14 protein-coding genes are annotated in these 15,233 nt (G+C 62.6%); 8 read left to right on the top strand and 6 right to left on the bottom strand.

Annotated elements, in window-relative coordinates; all coding sequences use genetic code 11:
• Position 1 precedes the first annotated feature (1 nt).
• The 8 genes from hutG to fhuB all read left to right on the top strand — a co-directional run bounded on the left by hutG (position 2) and on the right by fhuB (position 10,214).
• A complete protein-coding gene (gene hutG / locus C5J22_RS21390) occupies positions 2-820 on the top strand; it encodes an N-formylglutamate deformylase (protein ID WP_105439881.1) in 819 nt (272 codons plus the stop codon).
• A gap of 13 nt (positions 821-833) precedes the next feature.
• The gene (gene hutU, locus C5J22_RS21385) at positions 834-2,507 is read left to right on the top strand and encodes a urocanate hydratase (protein ID WP_105439880.1); all 1,674 of its coding nucleotides are present in this window, start codon (positions 834-836) and stop codon (positions 2,505-2,507) included.
• Between the two features lie 3 nt (positions 2,508-2,510).
• On the top strand, positions 2,511-3,095 hold the full coding sequence (locus C5J22_RS21380) for a HutD family protein (protein ID WP_105439879.1): 585 nt from the start codon (positions 2,511-2,513) through the stop codon (positions 3,093-3,095).
• Between the two features lie 218 nt (positions 3,096-3,313).
• Complete coding sequence (locus tag C5J22_RS21375; RefSeq protein WP_245440492.1) at positions 3,314-3,769, top strand: RNA polymerase sigma factor; 456 nt, start codon at positions 3,314-3,316, stop codon at positions 3,767-3,769.
• Between the two features lie 78 nt (positions 3,770-3,847).
• On the top strand, positions 3,848-4,783 hold the full coding sequence (locus C5J22_RS21370; protein ID WP_105439877.1) for a FecR domain-containing protein: 936 nt from the start codon (positions 3,848-3,850) through the stop codon (positions 4,781-4,783).
• Positions 4,784-4,883: 100 nt separating this feature from the next.
• A complete protein-coding gene (locus C5J22_RS21365) occupies positions 4,884-7,322 on the top strand; it encodes a TonB-dependent siderophore receptor (protein WP_245440491.1) in 2,439 nt (812 codons plus the stop codon).
• A gap of 10 nt (positions 7,323-7,332) precedes the next feature.
• On the top strand, positions 7,333-8,217 hold the full coding sequence (locus C5J22_RS21360) for an ABC transporter substrate-binding protein (RefSeq protein WP_245440490.1): 885 nt from the start codon (positions 7,333-7,335) through the stop codon (positions 8,215-8,217).
• Positions 8,214-10,214, top strand: coding sequence for a Fe(3+)-hydroxamate ABC transporter permease FhuB (fhuB, locus tag C5J22_RS21355; protein WP_105439876.1), 2,001 nt, complete (start codon positions 8,214-8,216; stop codon positions 10,212-10,214). Before C5J22_RS21360 ends, fhuB begins: the two co-directional genes overlap by 4 nt.
• A gap of 48 nt (positions 10,215-10,262) precedes the next feature.
• On the opposite strand, the gene C5J22_RS21350 is transcribed toward fhuB, so the two are convergent.
• The 6 genes from C5J22_RS21350 to C5J22_RS21330 all read right to left on the bottom strand — a co-directional run bounded on the left by C5J22_RS21350 (position 10,263) and on the right by C5J22_RS21330 (position 15,155).
• Positions 10,263-11,021, bottom strand: a complete 759-nt coding sequence (locus tag C5J22_RS21350; protein ID WP_105439875.1) for an SDR family NAD(P)-dependent oxidoreductase — start codon at positions 11,019-11,021, stop codon at positions 10,263-10,265.
• Positions 11,018-12,037: a ketopantoate reductase family protein gene (locus C5J22_RS21345; RefSeq protein ID WP_105439874.1), complete on the bottom strand. Its 1,020-nt coding sequence runs from the start codon at positions 12,035-12,037 to the stop codon at positions 11,018-11,020. The genes C5J22_RS21350 and C5J22_RS21345 overlap by 4 nt, the downstream gene beginning before the upstream one ends.
• A gap of 256 nt (positions 12,038-12,293) precedes the next feature.
• Entirely contained in the window at positions 12,294-12,416 is a 123-nt protein-coding gene (locus C5J22_RS31940; RefSeq protein ID WP_256386148.1) for a hypothetical protein, read from the bottom strand.
• 93 nt (positions 12,417-12,509) lie between these two features.
• Positions 12,510-12,926 carry an organic hydroperoxide resistance protein gene (locus C5J22_RS21340; RefSeq protein ID WP_105439873.1) on the bottom strand — a complete coding sequence of 139 codons (417 nt, stop codon included), beginning with the start codon at positions 12,924-12,926 and terminating at the stop codon, positions 12,510-12,512.
• 172 nt (positions 12,927-13,098) lie between these two features.
• Positions 13,099-14,418 (bottom strand): ATP-binding protein, encoded by a 1,320-nt coding sequence (locus C5J22_RS21335; RefSeq protein WP_105439872.1) that lies wholly within the window; start codon positions 14,416-14,418, stop codon positions 13,099-13,101.
• The gene (locus C5J22_RS21330) at positions 14,415-15,155 is read right to left on the bottom strand and encodes a response regulator (protein ID WP_105429627.1); all 741 of its coding nucleotides are present in this window, start codon (positions 15,153-15,155) and stop codon (positions 14,415-14,417) included. The genes C5J22_RS21335 and C5J22_RS21330 overlap by 4 nt, the downstream gene beginning before the upstream one ends.
• Positions 15,156-15,233: the final 78 nt, after the last annotated feature.

The following is a 15,233-nucleotide window of genomic DNA, read 5'->3' as shown; positions in this document are numbered from 1 at the left end:
AATGGCTGTCTTTGAAGTGACCCAAGGCGCCTCCCCCGTCATTCTCGGCTTTCCGCATACGGGAACCGACGTGCCCCCGTCGGTCTGGGAGCGGCTGAACGATAACGGCCGCCTGCTTACCGATACCGACTGGCATATCCACCAGCTCTATGATGGTCTTCTGGCCGATGCGACGACGGTGCGGGCCACGTTCCACCGCTACGTGATCGACGCCAACCGCGATCCGCAGGGTGCCAGCCTCTATCCCGGCCAGAACACCACCGGCCTGATCCCGGAAACGGATTTCGACGGCAGGAGCATCTGGAAGCATGGCGCCGAGCCGACCGAAGCCGACACCGCCAATCGGCTGCGCGATTTCCATGCGCCCTATCACACGGCGCTTGCAGCCGAAATCGAACGGGTAAAATCCATCCACGGCATTGCCGTGCTCTACGACTGCCACTCGATCCGCTCGCACATCCCGTTCCTGTTCGAGGGTACCTTGCCCGATTTCAATATCGGCACGGACATGGGCAAGACCTGTGCCCCGGCAATCGAGCAGGCGCTGCTCGATGTGACAACTGTAGCTTCGGGCTACACGAGCATCCTGAACGGCCGTTTCAAGGGCGGCTGGACGACACGGTTTTATGGCAGGCCGGAAACCGGCGTCCACGCGATCCAGATGGAACTTGCCCAGTCCACCCACCTTGCGGCGGAGGCCCTGCCCTTTGCCTATCATCCGGCCAAGGCAGAGCGGCTGCGCGTCCATCTGAAAGATATCCTGACGCGGATCGAGCGGATCGCCCTCTGCGTCGCGTCACAGAAAAACAACAACCGATAAAGGGAACGTTCCGATGACCAATCCCCGCCACAACATCCGCGAAATTCGCGCGCCCCGCGGCAATCAGCTCAACGCCAAAAGCTGGATGACGGAAGCGCCGCTGCGCATGCTGATGAACAATCTCGACCCGGACGTGGCGGAAAACCCCAACGAACTGGTCGTTTATGGCGGCATCGGACGCGCTGCGCGCACCTGGGACGATTTCGACCGGATCGTTGCGACGCTGAAGACGCTCACCGAGGAGGAAACGCTTCTGGTGCAGTCGGGCAAGCCGGTCGGCGTGTTCCGCACTCACAAGGACGCGCCGCGCGTATTGATCGCCAACTCGAACCTCGTGCCCCATTGGGCCACCTGGGACCATTTCAACGAGCTCGATAAGAAGGGGCTGGCCATGTATGGCCAGATGACCGCCGGTTCGTGGATCTATATCGGCACCCAAGGCATCGTGCAGGGGACCTACGAGACATTCGTGGAAGCCGGACGCCAGCATTATGGCGGCAATCTCAAGGGAAAATGGATCCTGACCGGCGGTCTCGGCGGCATGGGCGGTGCCCAGCCGCTTGCCGCCGTCATGGCCGGCGCCTGCTGCCTGGCGGTCGAATGTAACCCGGACAGCATCGATTTTCGCCTGCGCACCCGCTATGTCGATGCGAAGGCGGAAACGCTCGACGAAGCCATGGAGATGATCGCCCGCTGGACGGCCGCCGGCGAGGCAAAATCCGTCGGCCTGCTCGGCAATGCCGCCGAAATTCTTCCCGAAATGGTCCGTCGCGGCATCCGTCCGGACATGGTCACGGACCAGACGTCGGCTCATGATCCGATCAACGGCTATCTGCCGAAGGGCTGGACGATCGCTGAATGGAAGGCCAAACGCGAGACCGATCCGAAGGCGGTGGAAAAAGCCGCCCGGGCCTCGATGCGCGAACATGTGGAGGCGATGATCGCCTTCTGGAACGCCGGCATTCCGACGCTCGATTACGGCAATAATATCCGCCAGGTCGCCAAGGACGAGGGGCTGGAAAATGCCTTCGCCTTCCCCGGCTTCGTGCCGGCCTATATCCGCCCGCTGTTCTGCCGCGGCATCGGCCCGTTCCGCTGGGCCGCCCTCTCAGGCGATCCGGAAGACATCTACCGCACCGATGCCAAGGTGAAGGAATTGCTGCCGGACAACGCGCATCTCCACAACTGGCTCGACATGGCGCGCGAACGGATTGCCTTCCAGGGCCTGCCGGCGCGCATCTGCTGGGTGGGCCTCGGCGTCCGCCACAAGCTCGGCCTCGCCTTCAACGAGATGGTCCGCAATGGCGAACTGAAAGCGCCGATCGTGATCGGCCGCGACCATCTCGACTCCGGATCGGTCGCCTCTCCCAACCGCGAGACGGAAGCGATGAAGGACGGCTCGGATGCGGTATCCGACTGGCCGCTGCTGAATGCGCTCCTCAACACGGCATCCGGTGCCACCTGGGTATCGCTGCATCACGGCGGCGGTGTCGGCATGGGTTATTCGCAGCATTCCGGCATGGTCATCTGCTGCGACGGCAGCGAGGACGCCGACCGCCGCATCGAACGGGTGCTCTGGAACGACCCCGCCACCGGCGTCATGCGCCATGCGGATGCGGGCTACGAGATCGCCGTGGATTGCGCCAGGGAAAACGGACTTCGCCTGCCCGGCATTCTCGGGAACTGACCCATGAAAATTCTGCGCGCATCCGATCACAAGCGAATGCCGTGGAAGAACGGAGGCGGCGAGACGGTGGAGATCGCCGTCTATCCCGCCAGGGCATCGATCGAGGATTTCGACTGGCGCATCAGCATGGCGACCGTCGCCTCCGACGGACCGTTCTCGATCTTTGCGGACGTGGACCGAACCCTGTCGATCCTCTCCGGTGCCGGAATGGAGTTGACGATCGATGGCGGCCCACCCGTCACTCTCGAGCTCGATTCCGAGCCCTGTCCGTTCTCGGCCGACAGGCCGGTTTTTGCCACGTTGGTCGATGGCGTGACAACGGACCTCAACGTGATGACGCGGCGCGGCCGGTTTTCTCACCGCGTCATCCGGCAGCCGGTGCCCGTCTCGCTGCGGCCGTCGGGATTTTTGAGATTTGTTCTTGCCACAGGGAAACACGTGATTGCGTTCGGTTCGCAGAGAGCTGACCTCCGGCCGCTTGATTGCCTGATCTTTGGCGCCGAAGTGACGGACGACCTAGTTATCTCCGGGGACTCGGAGGTTTTCCTGATAGAGCTGGTTTCCGAAGGTGAGAGCGACCTGCGCTGACGCTCTCACTCAGGGTTCGTCGAGCGCGATCGACGGCGGCTTCGCCCATTCGTTGAACCAGCAACCCGCGTCGATTTCGAGTCATGCGTGATCTTGAAAAAACTTGACGAAGTTAGTCATGATTTTTGAGTGAGCCTCTTGCCGCCGCACCGGTCGCCGGTATAGTCGGAGGCATGGACGATATCCGTAGACGCGATTTTCTTGAGGTCTTTCTCTCCGTGAGAGAACGTCTGGCCGCCGCCATCCAAAGGCGGGTGGAATGTGCGGCGACCACAGCCGATCTCACGCAAGACACGTTCCTGAGGCTCTGGGAGCGACCTGGTCTTCTACGCGACGTCTCCGATCTGGCAGGCTACTTCGTGACCACCGGACGCAATCTGGCTGCCGACCATGAACGTCGCCGGCGCATCGCACCTTTCATCGCCGGCGTCGATCACCTCGAATACGTCGCAGACAATCGTCCTTCTGCCGAAGACGTGGTTCTCACCCGCGATGAATTGAAAAAACTGCAGGAAATCGTCAATTCGCTGCCGCCGAAGTGCCGGCAGGTCTTTCTGCTCTCGCGGATAGAAGGGCTAAGCTATGTCGAGATCGGCACAAAGCTCGGCATTTCTCCCAAAACGGTCTTCAGCCATATGGTGACTGCGCTGGAACGGCTGAAAGCCGGAATGTAAGCAGTTCTTTCATGATGCCGGACCAGATTTCTCCTCGTCCTATTCGTTCTGTTCATGGGTTTTGAGGAATCGCGTCTCATGGAAGAAGCGCCGGACGGCCACAGACAGGCAGAGGATGAGATCTCACGCAGGGCAGCGGAGTGGTTCGCGCTTCTGCTGGATGGCAGCGAGACTGCGTCCGACCGCCAGCGCCTTCGGGAATGGCTGCTGGCCGACGAGAGACACGCCAAGGCCTATTCCGATCTGGAACGGTTATGGTCCGGGGCCGGCATAGTCCATGACCTCGGCAAGGCGCAGTCCCCATCGCGACGAACCGTCCTGAAAACGGGCGGGGCTGCCGTGGTGCTCGCCGGTGCCGCCTGGGGCGGCATGCGCCTATTGGGTCCGGCGGCGGCTTACAACACCGGGACGGGTGAGACCGCCTCGGTGACACTGCCCGATGGTTCTATTGCCACGCTATCGACCCGGACCGCATTGGCACTCAATTTCGATGCCGAACGGCGCCGGGTCGTCCTTGAAAAAGGCGAGGCGTTTTTCCAGGTCGCACCGGACCCATCCCGCCCCTTTGTCGTCCAGGCCTCGGATCTCTTTTCAACGGCGCTCGGCACTGCCTTTTCAGTCGGTTTCCAGGAAGACGGGATCGCCGTGACGGTCACCGAACATGCAGTCAGCGTTTCCACTCGCGACAAATTCCAGCGCGTTGAGCAGGGGCAGAGCCTGATTTACAGGAACGGGCGGATGTCGGTGCCTGTCAAGGCGGATGTCGAGACCCAGCTTTCCTGGAGGAGCGGCAAGCTGGTTTTCCTTTCGACCCCATTTCGGGACGTCGTATCGTCTCTCTCCCGCTGGCGCACCGGCAAGATCATCGTCATGGACGACAGACTGGCGCAGAGCCGGGTGACGATCATCGTCGATGTGAAGCGGTCCGATACCATCCTCGACACGCTGGCGCTCGGCCTGCCGATCAAGGTCCAGACCCTATCGCCATGGCTGACCTTTATTTACCCGAGATAAATATTTCAAATTTCACTCAGGTTTTTGGGGAAAGCGTTCGTCACCATGATCAGAGCGTGTGTATCGCGCTGGTCTGTCGCGTTGCCTAAGGGGGATTTTCGTGTCGCGTCTTATCATCAACAGCCATCTGCCAGGCATGTCGGCAGGATCGTTCCGCAAGCTGCTTCTGGCGACCGCCTGCGTCATGCCGCTCTTTCAGGCAATGCCGGCAGCGGCGCAGGTTCCTGCCTCGTCCTACACGTTCTCGATCCCTGCCCAGCCCCTTTCTTCCGCTCTGGTGCGTTTTTCCTCGGTGACGGGTATCGACGTGCTTTTCAACGGCACCCTGCCGGCCGGCGCTCGCACGCAGGGCCTCAGCGGTTCCGCGTCACCACAGGAGGCGCTCGGTCGGCTGCTCGCCGGAAGCGGTCTTTCCTGGCGGTTCCAGGGTGCCAATACCGTCGTGCTGACGGATTCGACCGCGACCAGTGCCGCCGCATCGTCGGGCAGCGCGACAGAGCTCGCTCCGATCATATTGACCTCGGAGACCGCCTGGGGGCCGGTGGACGGCTTCGTTGCGACCCGTAGCGCAACAGGCACCAAAACCGATACGCCGCTGATCGAGACCCCCCAGTCTATTTCGGTGATCACGCGCGATCAGATGGACGTGCAGGGGGTCAACAGCCTCAACAGCGCGCTGCGCTATACCCCGGGCGCCAGCGGCGACCTCTACGGTACGGACAATCGCGGGCTCGGGGTCCAGCTTCGCGGCATGGGCACGGGCAATAGTGGTGTGTTTTATCGCGACGGCCTGCAGCTCAAGGATTCCAATTTCGCCATGTTCAACGCCATCGAGTCCTATGGCGCCGAGCGTTATGAGGTCCTGCGCGGCCCGGCTTCCGTTCTCTACGGACAGGCCACACCCGGTGGCTTGGTCAACTACGTCAGCAAACGGCCGACCGAAGAGGTGCTGCGCGAGGTCGAGATCGTCGGCGGAAGTTTCGAGCATTATGAGGGCCGGTTCGATTTCGGCGGACCTGTCGGCAACGACGACACGCTGTTCTATCGCATGACCGGCGTTGTGCGCGAGAGCTCGACGCAGATCGATTTCGTTGACGACGATCGCCTCTTCCTGGCGCCGGCGATCACGTTTAAGCCGGACGGAGACACAAAGCTCACCGTTCTCGGCCAATACCAGCGTGATCGCTCCGGCTGGGCCATGCAATATCTTCCGGCATCCGGCACCGTTTCCGGCAATCGCTTTGGCAAGATCCCGAATAGCCGTTTTGTCGGCGAACCTGCTTTCGACGAATATAACAATACGCTCGGCTCCGTCGGTTACGAATTCGAACACCATTTCAACGATGCCTGGCAGATCCGGCAGAACGCGCGCTATGTCTGGCTGACTCATGAGGAGCAGGGCGTCTTCGGCGGCGGGCTGCAGGCAGACGGCCGGACCTATGATCGTTATGCCGATGGCGGCAGCACCAATCTCCAGGGCGCAACGATCGACACGCAGATCATCGGCGAATTCGATACGGGCGAGTTGGCGCATACCCTGCTCGCCGGTATCGACTTCAAGCGCCACTACTATCGCGACTACGCATCGAGCGGTGACGTGGGTACGCTCGATATCTTCGATCCCGTCTACGGCAGTCTGATCGGCGCGATGGCGCCTTACCGGAACACTGAAACCGTACAGAGCCAGCTTGGCATCTATGGACAGGACCAGATCAAGCTCGATCGATGGACGCTGACATTGGGCGGACGTTACGACTGGGCATGGGGAACGGCTCGCGATGCCGTTGAATCCGACAATAACGTGAACATGAAAGACGACGCGTTCACCGGACGCGCCGGCCTCGTCTATCTCACCGACAGCGGCCTGGCGCCCTATGTCAGCTATACCGAATCCTTCAATCCGATCACCCAGGCGGGGTTCGAACCGGAGACGGGCCGCCAATATGAGGTCGGCATCAAGTATCAACCGCCGGGTTCAAACTCCTTCATGACTGTGTCGGCCTTCGATCTCGCCCGCCAGAATGTCGTCAGCCATAGCGGCCCGGGCGGAGCGACAATTTCGCAGACGGGGGAGATCACCTCGCGCGGCATTGAACTCGAGGGTGTGGCAAGCCTTGATTCCGGTTTGGATGTGCGGCTTGCCTACACCTATCTCGACACAGAAGTGACAAAGGAAACCAACGGGGATTCCGGCGCCGGAACAAGTGATGTCGGCAAGACGCCCTTCGGCGTCGCCCGGCACCGTGTCTCGCTCTGGGCGGACTACGAGTTGCAGAATGGCCCGCTGGAAGGCCTCACCATCGGCGGCGGCGTTCGATATGTGGGCAAGACCTGGGGCGATGATGCCAATACCTTCAAGGTTCCCAGCTATGTGCTCGCCGACGCTGCACTCAGCTACAAGAAGGACAACACGACACTTTCGCTCAACGTCAGTAACATTTTCGACAAGGACTACGTTGCCTCCTGCTTTGCCGACGGCTTCGGTTGCTTCTATGGCGAGGGGCGCCGGATCACGGCCTCCGTGCGGGTTACCTGGTAAGGAAGGCGACTTGAGCGCTGGCTTCCACTATCCGACAAGGCGCGCGTTCCTGGGCGGGACGGGCGCCTTTGCCGCCTTCCCGTTCCGCGGTTTCGCGTCATCCCCTCCCCGGCGCGTCGCCTGCCTGGAGTGGACGGCGGCCGGGATGGTGACGTCCCTCGGACTTGCGCCGATCGCCGTCGGCGATCTCAATGGGTATAGGCAGTGGGTCGATCAGCCGACATTGCCGGAGACGACGCTCGACCTCGGGTCACGGGGCGAGCCGAGCCTCGAGCTGCTGGAAGAGCTCAATCCAGACTTGATTATCGCAACCTACGGATACGGATTGGAGGTTGGCGATTTTGAGCGCTTCGCGCCCACCTACAACCTCCCCCTCTATGCCGATAAAACCTCGCCATATGCGCAGGCCAGGCTGGAGACGAAAAGACTTGGCGAGCGCCTGGGACGGGAGCGCGAGGCCGAAGCTCTCCTTCTTGGGGCAGAACGGACAATCAACCAATCGCGCCTGCGGCTCGCAGACCGCAAGGCTGCCCCTCTCTGCCTCTTCACCTTTTTCGATAACCGGCACCTGCGCATCTACGGTGCCGGCAGCCTGCTTCAGGATGTGCTGGACCGGCTGGACCTTCGGAACGCATGGGACCGCGAGACAAGTGAATGGGGGATTTCGACGGTCGGCGTGGAGCAGCTCGCAACCATCGGCGATGCCCGGCTCGTTTGTCTGGAGCCGATCATGCCGCATGCGGTGCGGATGATGCGTAGTAGTTCATTGTGGCAAAACCTGCCCGCAGTGCGCGCCCACCCGATCACCTCCATTCCCACCCTCTGGCCGTTCGGCGGACTGGACGTAGCGGCCCGCTTTGCGTCGCTGCTCGCCGACAATCTGGTTTCGGCATGACAACCGGCTCGCGAACTTCACTGGAGCGGAGATCAACACCCTTCGCCATCCCCGCGCTCCTGGCGTTTGCTGGTCTTTGCGTTCTCCTGACCTCGCTTCGGCTAACCGAGCTTCTGCCGTTGAACCTCTGGTGGAGCGCACTGATCGCACCTGACACGACCCAGGTCGGGCAGTTGCTCTTCCATCACTCCGCCCTTCCCCGTGTGGCGGTCAGCATCGTCGCCGGCGCAGCGCTCGGCCTTGCGGGGGCGATCTTCCAGCAGACCCTGCGCAATCCGCTCGCAGAACCCGCAACCGTCGGCACGGCAGCCGGGGCCAACCTGGCGCTCGGCACAGCCGCCATCCTTGCGCCATTCCTGCTGGAGACCGGTCGCGAACTGGTGGCGATCGGCGGCGGCGCGTTGGCGACGGCGGCGGTCATCCTCATCGCCTGGCGCCGACATCTCTCTCCAGTTTTGCTGGTGCTCGCAGGCCTCGTCGTCAGCCTGGTCTGCGGTTCGGCAAGTGCGCTCCTCGTCGTCCTCGACCGCGACTACATGACGGAGCTTTTCATCTGGCAGACAGGGTCCCTCATCCAGAATGGCACGGCCGTGGCGACGAACCTTTCGGTCAAGCTGCTGATCGGATTTGCCCTGGCGACAAGCTTGATCCGACCGATGCGCATCCTCGAGCTTGATGACGAAAGCACCCGCAGCCTCGGGTTTTCCCCCGCAGTACTCCGGCTGGCCGGTCTGGCCGTCGCCGTCTGGCTAAGCGCTGCCGTCGTTGCCGCGGTCGGCGTCATCGGTTTCGTCGGACTTGCAGCGCCGCATATCGCAGGGGCGCTCGGCGCGCGCACTTTTGCGCTACGGATGGTTGCGGCGTCGGCAGGTGGCGCATTGCTCCTCTGGTTCACCGACCAGCTCGTGCAGGTTCTGCCGCTGTCGGAAGAAGTGCCGACAGGCACAGCGACGGCGCTCATCGGCGCTCCTCTGCTTCTCCTGCTTCTGCCGCGCATGCGGGCAATCATGCCGACGCGCGGCGGGTCAGACACCGCCTCGCCTCGCCACGTAATCCGTTGGTGGATGCCGTTTGCGGCGACAGCCACGATTGCCGTGACGATCGCCCTCAGCCCGTTTTTCGCACGCGGTGTCGATGGATGGCACTGGGCTTCCGGAGCCGAACTTGCGACCTTCCTGCCGCTACGCCTGCCGCGCGCATTGGTGGCGCTGTCGGCGGGGGCGATCCTTGCCGTTTCCGGTACGCTGATACAGCGCATGACAGGCAATCCCATGGCTTCGCCGGAGGTGCTCGGCATATCGTCCGGGGCCGCGATTGGCATCATCCTGCTGTTTCTGATCGGTATCCAACTCGACCGGACGAGCATGATCCTGGCGGCTGCGGCCGGCGCATTGCTGACGCTCGGGGCAATCGTGCTGATGGCGGCAAGGGCATCCTTTTCGCCAGACCATATCCTGCTTGCGGGAATTTCCCTGTCAGCCATCGGCACGGGGCTTGCTGCGCTCGTCCTGGCAAGCGGCGATCAGCGTATCGATTTTCTGCTCGCCTGGCTCTCCGGCTCGACCTACCGGGCAACCTTGAGCGATGCGGCAACGGCGGGCTGCATCTTGCTCGTCACCCTGGCCGGTTCACCGCTCATGGCGCGCTGGCTGGAAATCCTGCCGCTCGGCCAAGCGACCTCGATGTCGCTCGGCATTCCGTTGAAAACCGTGCGGCTTTCCATCCTCCTGGCGGCTGGGCTTTGCGCGGCTGCCGCAACCGTGTTTGTCGGCCCGCTGAGTTTCGTCGGGCTGATCGCGCCACGTGCCGCCGACTATCTCGGCTATCATCGGCCGCTACCTCAGCTTTTCGTCAGCGCGTTCCTCGGCGGTGTCACAATGGCGGTTGCCGACTGGCTCAGCCGGACCATCATCTTTCCCTGGCAGGTACCTGTCGGTCTGCTGGTCGCCCTCGTCGGTGGTCCGTTTTTTCTCTGGCAGATTGCGAAGCGGAAATGAGCCCCTTCTTCAGGCCTGATCATGCGCGTCGAGATAGGCCCGCGACGCTCATTTGCCGCCATCCACGCTGATGATCTGCCCGGAAATCCAGCCGGCGAAGTCGGACGCGAAGAACATCACCATCGCCGCGATGTCGTCAGGTGTACCAAGGCGTTTGAGGGCAATATTCTGCAGGAGCCGCGCCTGCCCTTCCTCGCCCATCGCCTCCCATTGTCGCTCGGTCGCCGGGTTGGAGCGCACGAAGCCGGGCGCGACATTGTTGACGGTGATGCCCCACGGCCCCAGTTCATGGGCGAGTTGGCGCGTCAGTCCGATCTGGCCGGCCTTGGCGCTGGCATAGGCCTGGATTCCCGTCAGGGAAATTCCAAGACCGGCGCCGCTGGAGATGTTGATGATGCGCCCCGCATTTTTCCTCTTCATGCCCGGGGCAACCGCCTGAGCCATGAAGAAGGCGCCGGACAGGTTGACGTCGAAGATCGTCTGCCAGTCGCTTTCGGATATTTCCTCGATCGGCCGGCCCACCTGCCCGCGCACGCCGCCCGCATTGTTGACCAGGACGTCCGGCGCGCCGGAGCCAGCCTCGATCGCTCGGACGGTCTCCTGCACGGCGCTGCGATTGCCGACATCCAGTACATGCGCTTCGGCGTTCGGCCCGCAGAGCCTGACCGTTTGATCAAGCCCTGCCGCATCGACGTCGCAGGCATGCACCGCCGCGCCGCGCCTCGCGAATCCTTGCGCGATCGTCCGGCCGAAACCGTGGGCAGCACCCGTGACAATCACCACCTTGCCGGCGAACGAAATGTTCATGCCGTCACCGTCGCCAGCTCTTCGAGATTGGCCATGTCGAGCGGGCGTTTGCCGTCCTCGATCTCGTGGATCATGGCGATGAGGCGGGCGGCAAGCGGCGTCGGAACGCGCGATTCTCTGCCGATCTCGACGACCGGCATCACCTGCGCGTCCACCTCGGTCTTGCGCTTGCGCACCGCGAGATCGCGCCAGATGCCGGAATGCGATTTCGCCGACCTGCGGTTATGCGCCACCATGTCGTCGAACGACGTGTCGGTCTGCTCCGGTGAGGCCAGCGGCCCGAAGGCAGCCGGATCGAACCCGTCGAAGGCTTCCGGCCGGATGTTGTTGATAGCCGCCACCGTCGCTACTTCCAGCGCGAGCCGGCGTAGAACCGGGCGGGCGATCGGATTTTCGAGTACATCGGCGATGCTGTCATTGGTGAGAGCCGTGCCGAACAGCAGCGCACCGTAGATGAGCTTGCCCCACAAGAAGCCCCAGACATTGTTGGTGATCAGGGCCTTCGGTTCGACATGCCGCATCAGCTGATAGATATCCTCGGCCCGATCGGTGAAACGCCCGTCGAGTTCACCGATCACCGCGGCGCCATGGCCGCTATACTGCACGACGCCCGGCTCCAGATAATCCGCCCCGAAATTGATGAAGCAGCCGATGACGCGATGTTCTCCGACGATGCGGGCAATCACGCGTTCGTTGAGCCCGTTCTGGGCGGAGACCACATATCCGTCGGCGGGGAGATGCTGGACGAGAGACCTTGCCGCCGCCTCCGTATGATGGGCTTTGACACAGAGGAAAGTCCGCTGATACTGGCCTTCCAGCTCTTCCGGCAGATAGGCCCTGGCCTGGACGGTATCCTCAAAGATCGGGCCGACGATCTTCAGGCCCTTCTCGTTGATCGCATCGACATGGTCCTTGACGTTGTCGATGAAGATCACATCCTCGCCGGCGCGGATGAAAGCCGCACCCAGCGTGCCGCCGATCGCACCGGCGCCCCAGATCAGAATTGGCTGGCTCATGCCCAAGCTCCCTCCAAAAGCCGCCCGCATTCCTGCGAGCGCGATATCCCACATTGCCTAACGCGCGCCCGTTGCAGTTTGCTTGAAACGACAGGGCCACAGCATGACGATATTCGTTTCACCGGCATGGCGGACACGCGCATTCCGAGGAGTAGACCACTACGGTCGCGTGGTCGAGTACCAGTCGGGATCGCGAAGCATGTGACGACGGCGACCGGGTTCGCGCTTCCGGCCGCCGCTTTTCCCAGACGGGATTTCAGAACGAGGAACCTGCGGCCAGCAGGCCGGCCAAGGCCGAAGGCTCCAGTGCGGTTACGTCGTATATGCAGGGCGCCGCGAAGACGGCCGCTCCCAGGATGCAGATGATCACCAATCTCATGGGGTTCTCCAGGGACGAGGCGCCCGCCTCGTCCGGTTATCGGTTCCTGCCTGTCGTCGCGCAGATCCGGCGCGACGCGCAAACCGCGTTTCCTCAGGCGAGAATCAGCTCGACATTGATGTTACCGCGGGTCGCCTTCGAATAAGGGCAGGTCTGGTGAGCCTCTTCGACAAGCTCCTTGGCAAGTTGCGGATCGATGCCCGGCAGGCTGATGTTGAGGCGGGCCTGCAGGAAATATGCGCCCTCGGTCGTCCCGAGGTCGACCTCGGCATCGACCGCCGCCTCGGTGGGCAACTTGATCTTCCGCTTAGCTGCGGCAAGACCCATGGCGCCGATGAAACACGCCGACCATCCGGCTGCGAAGAGCTGCTCGGGATTGGTGCCGGCATGCGCGCTGCCGGGAGGTGAAAGCTTGACGTCGAGCTGGGCGTCGTCGCTGCGCGAGAACCCGTCGCGCCCGCCGGTCGTGCGGGTCTTGCCGGTATAGAGAACCTTGTCGATCCTGGTCATGGAACACTCCTTTGTTGGTGTCGCCGGTTGCGACATCGGTTGACGGGAGTGGTTTGACGGGCGGAGGTATCCGGCATGTTTCCAGAATCGCCGGAAATGTATCGAACCGTAGCGCGGACCTTGCCGGACATCCTTTCATACAAAACGCTTCGAAAAATCAGCCGATTTCCGATCAGCGGATGGTGACTTCGGCAGCCAGCCCGCCACCGGCGCGATTGTAGAGCCTCACCGAACCGCCGAGTGCTGCGGCAAGCTGCTGGGCGATGGCAAGACCAAGCCCCGAGCCGCCGGTTTCGCGGTTGCGGGATTGCTCCAGCCTGAAGAATGGCTGCATGGCCGCCTCCAGCATTTTTTCGGGGATCCCCGGCCCTCGATCGAGGACGGTGATGACGATGTCGCCCTCGCCCCTTCGCTCGACGCTGATCTCGGCTGCGCCGGCAAATTTCACCGCATTGTCGATGAAGTTCGAGAGGATGCGGCGCAGCGCGTGCGGTTTGGTGGATGCGGTGCCCTGTACCACGCCGGCGACGGTCACCGCCTTGCCGGTATCCTGATAATCATAGGCAATGCTGTCGATGAAGGAGGCAAGATCGATGCGGGAAACTTTCTCGCCATTGCCATGCGCGCTGCGCGCATAGGCTATGCCGTCCTGCACCAGCCACTCGATCTCGCCGAGGTCATGCACCAGCTTGTCCCTCTCGGGCGAATCGTCGGCCATGTCGGCGCGCAGCCGCATGCGGGTGATCGGCGTCTGGAGATCATGGGAGATGGCGGCGAGAATCTGCACTCGTTCCTCGAGATAATGGGCAATCCTGTCGCGCATGGCGTTGAAGGCCCGTGCCGCATGGGCGACTTCGCTCGGGCCGGCCTCGCTCAAGGGCGGGCCTTTCCTGTTGGGATCGAGCGCATCGGCGGCGGCCGCAAGGTCTCCAAGCGGGCGGATCGCCTGTCGGACCGCAAACCAGGTGCAGATCACCAGAAGCGCCATCTGGACAGCGAACACGTAAGGAAGCCATTCGGCGATCGGCATGACACCCCTCGGCGTGACGTCGATGGTGAGTGGAGAGCCGTCGGAAAGGGTGAGATGGCCCTGCAGCCGCCTGACGTCACCGGGAATGGTCTCCACCCGCAGCGGGAACCGATGCCCCACCGCCTCCTGGATCTTGCCGGTAATCTCGGCGCCCCGGCCCGACATTTCCGGCACGCCGGCAATCCCTGGCCCGAGCACCAGGCGGTAGTTGCCGCGGCTCAACCGATCCAGCCAATCGGCCCGCTCGCCGGCCGGCAGCCGGTCGAGGATGGCGATCGATGTCGCAAGATCGTTTTCAAGCGTGCCGAGCATGACGGCCTTTGCCGACATGTAACGTTCAATAAAGAGGATGCTGAAGGAGAGCCCGTAGGCGATGGCGAGGCCTGCGAACAGGATGAGGAAAAGCCGGGCACGCAACGTGCTCGGCCATAATTTTCCCAAGCGGGAGACGCCGGCGCTCACGGCTTCGGCTCCGAGATCTCGACGGGAACCGAGAAGACGTAACCTTCGCTGCGCACGGTCTTGATATAGGTCGGCTCGCGCGCATCGTCGCCGAGCCGCTGGCGAAGCCGGCTCACCAGCAGGTCGATCGACCGGTCGAACAGGTCCGCATCGCGGCCTTGCGTGAGGTTGAGGATCTGGTCACGGTTGAGCACACGCTGCGGATGATCGATGAAGACGCGCAACAGCCGGTATTCGGCACCGCTGAGCGCGATTTCCGTGCCTTGTCTGTCGAGCAGATGGCGGCCGACCGTATCGAGCCGCCAGTCGCCGAAGCTCAGCAACTGGCCCGCCTCGCTGATCTGCAGGTTGGGCGGCAGCATGCGTGTCCGGCGCAGGACGGCCTTGATGCGCGCCAGCAACTCACGCGCGGCAAACGGCTTCGGCAGATAGTCGTCGGCACCCATTTCGAGCCCGATGATCCGATCCATCTCGTCGCTGCGGGCAGTCAGCATCAGGATCGGCGTCGCCTTGTGCTTGCCGGCCCGGAGCTCGCGGCAAAGGACGAGCCCGTCATCGCCCGGCATCATCACGTCGAGCACGATCAGGTCGACCGTATTGGCCTCGAGAAAACTGCGCATCTGGCGGCCATCCGCGGCCACCGTCGCCCGGAGGCCGTTCTTCTTCAGGTAGCTCGACACCAGTTCGCGGATTTCGCGGTCGTCATCGACGATCAGGATATGGTCGATATGATCCATTTTCGGGCTTCAAATCCTTGTCCGATGAGAACGGTATCGCACCGCCCTTCCTTCTTTAAACCGCAGGATGGCTGCCGC

The sequence above is a fragment of the Neorhizobium sp. T25_13 genome (assembly GCF_002968675.1).
GTDB classification, from domain to species: Bacteria; Pseudomonadota; Alphaproteobacteria; order Rhizobiales; family Rhizobiaceae; genus Neorhizobium; species Neorhizobium tomejilense.
This window is presented reverse-complemented; position numbering and strand designations above follow the sequence as displayed.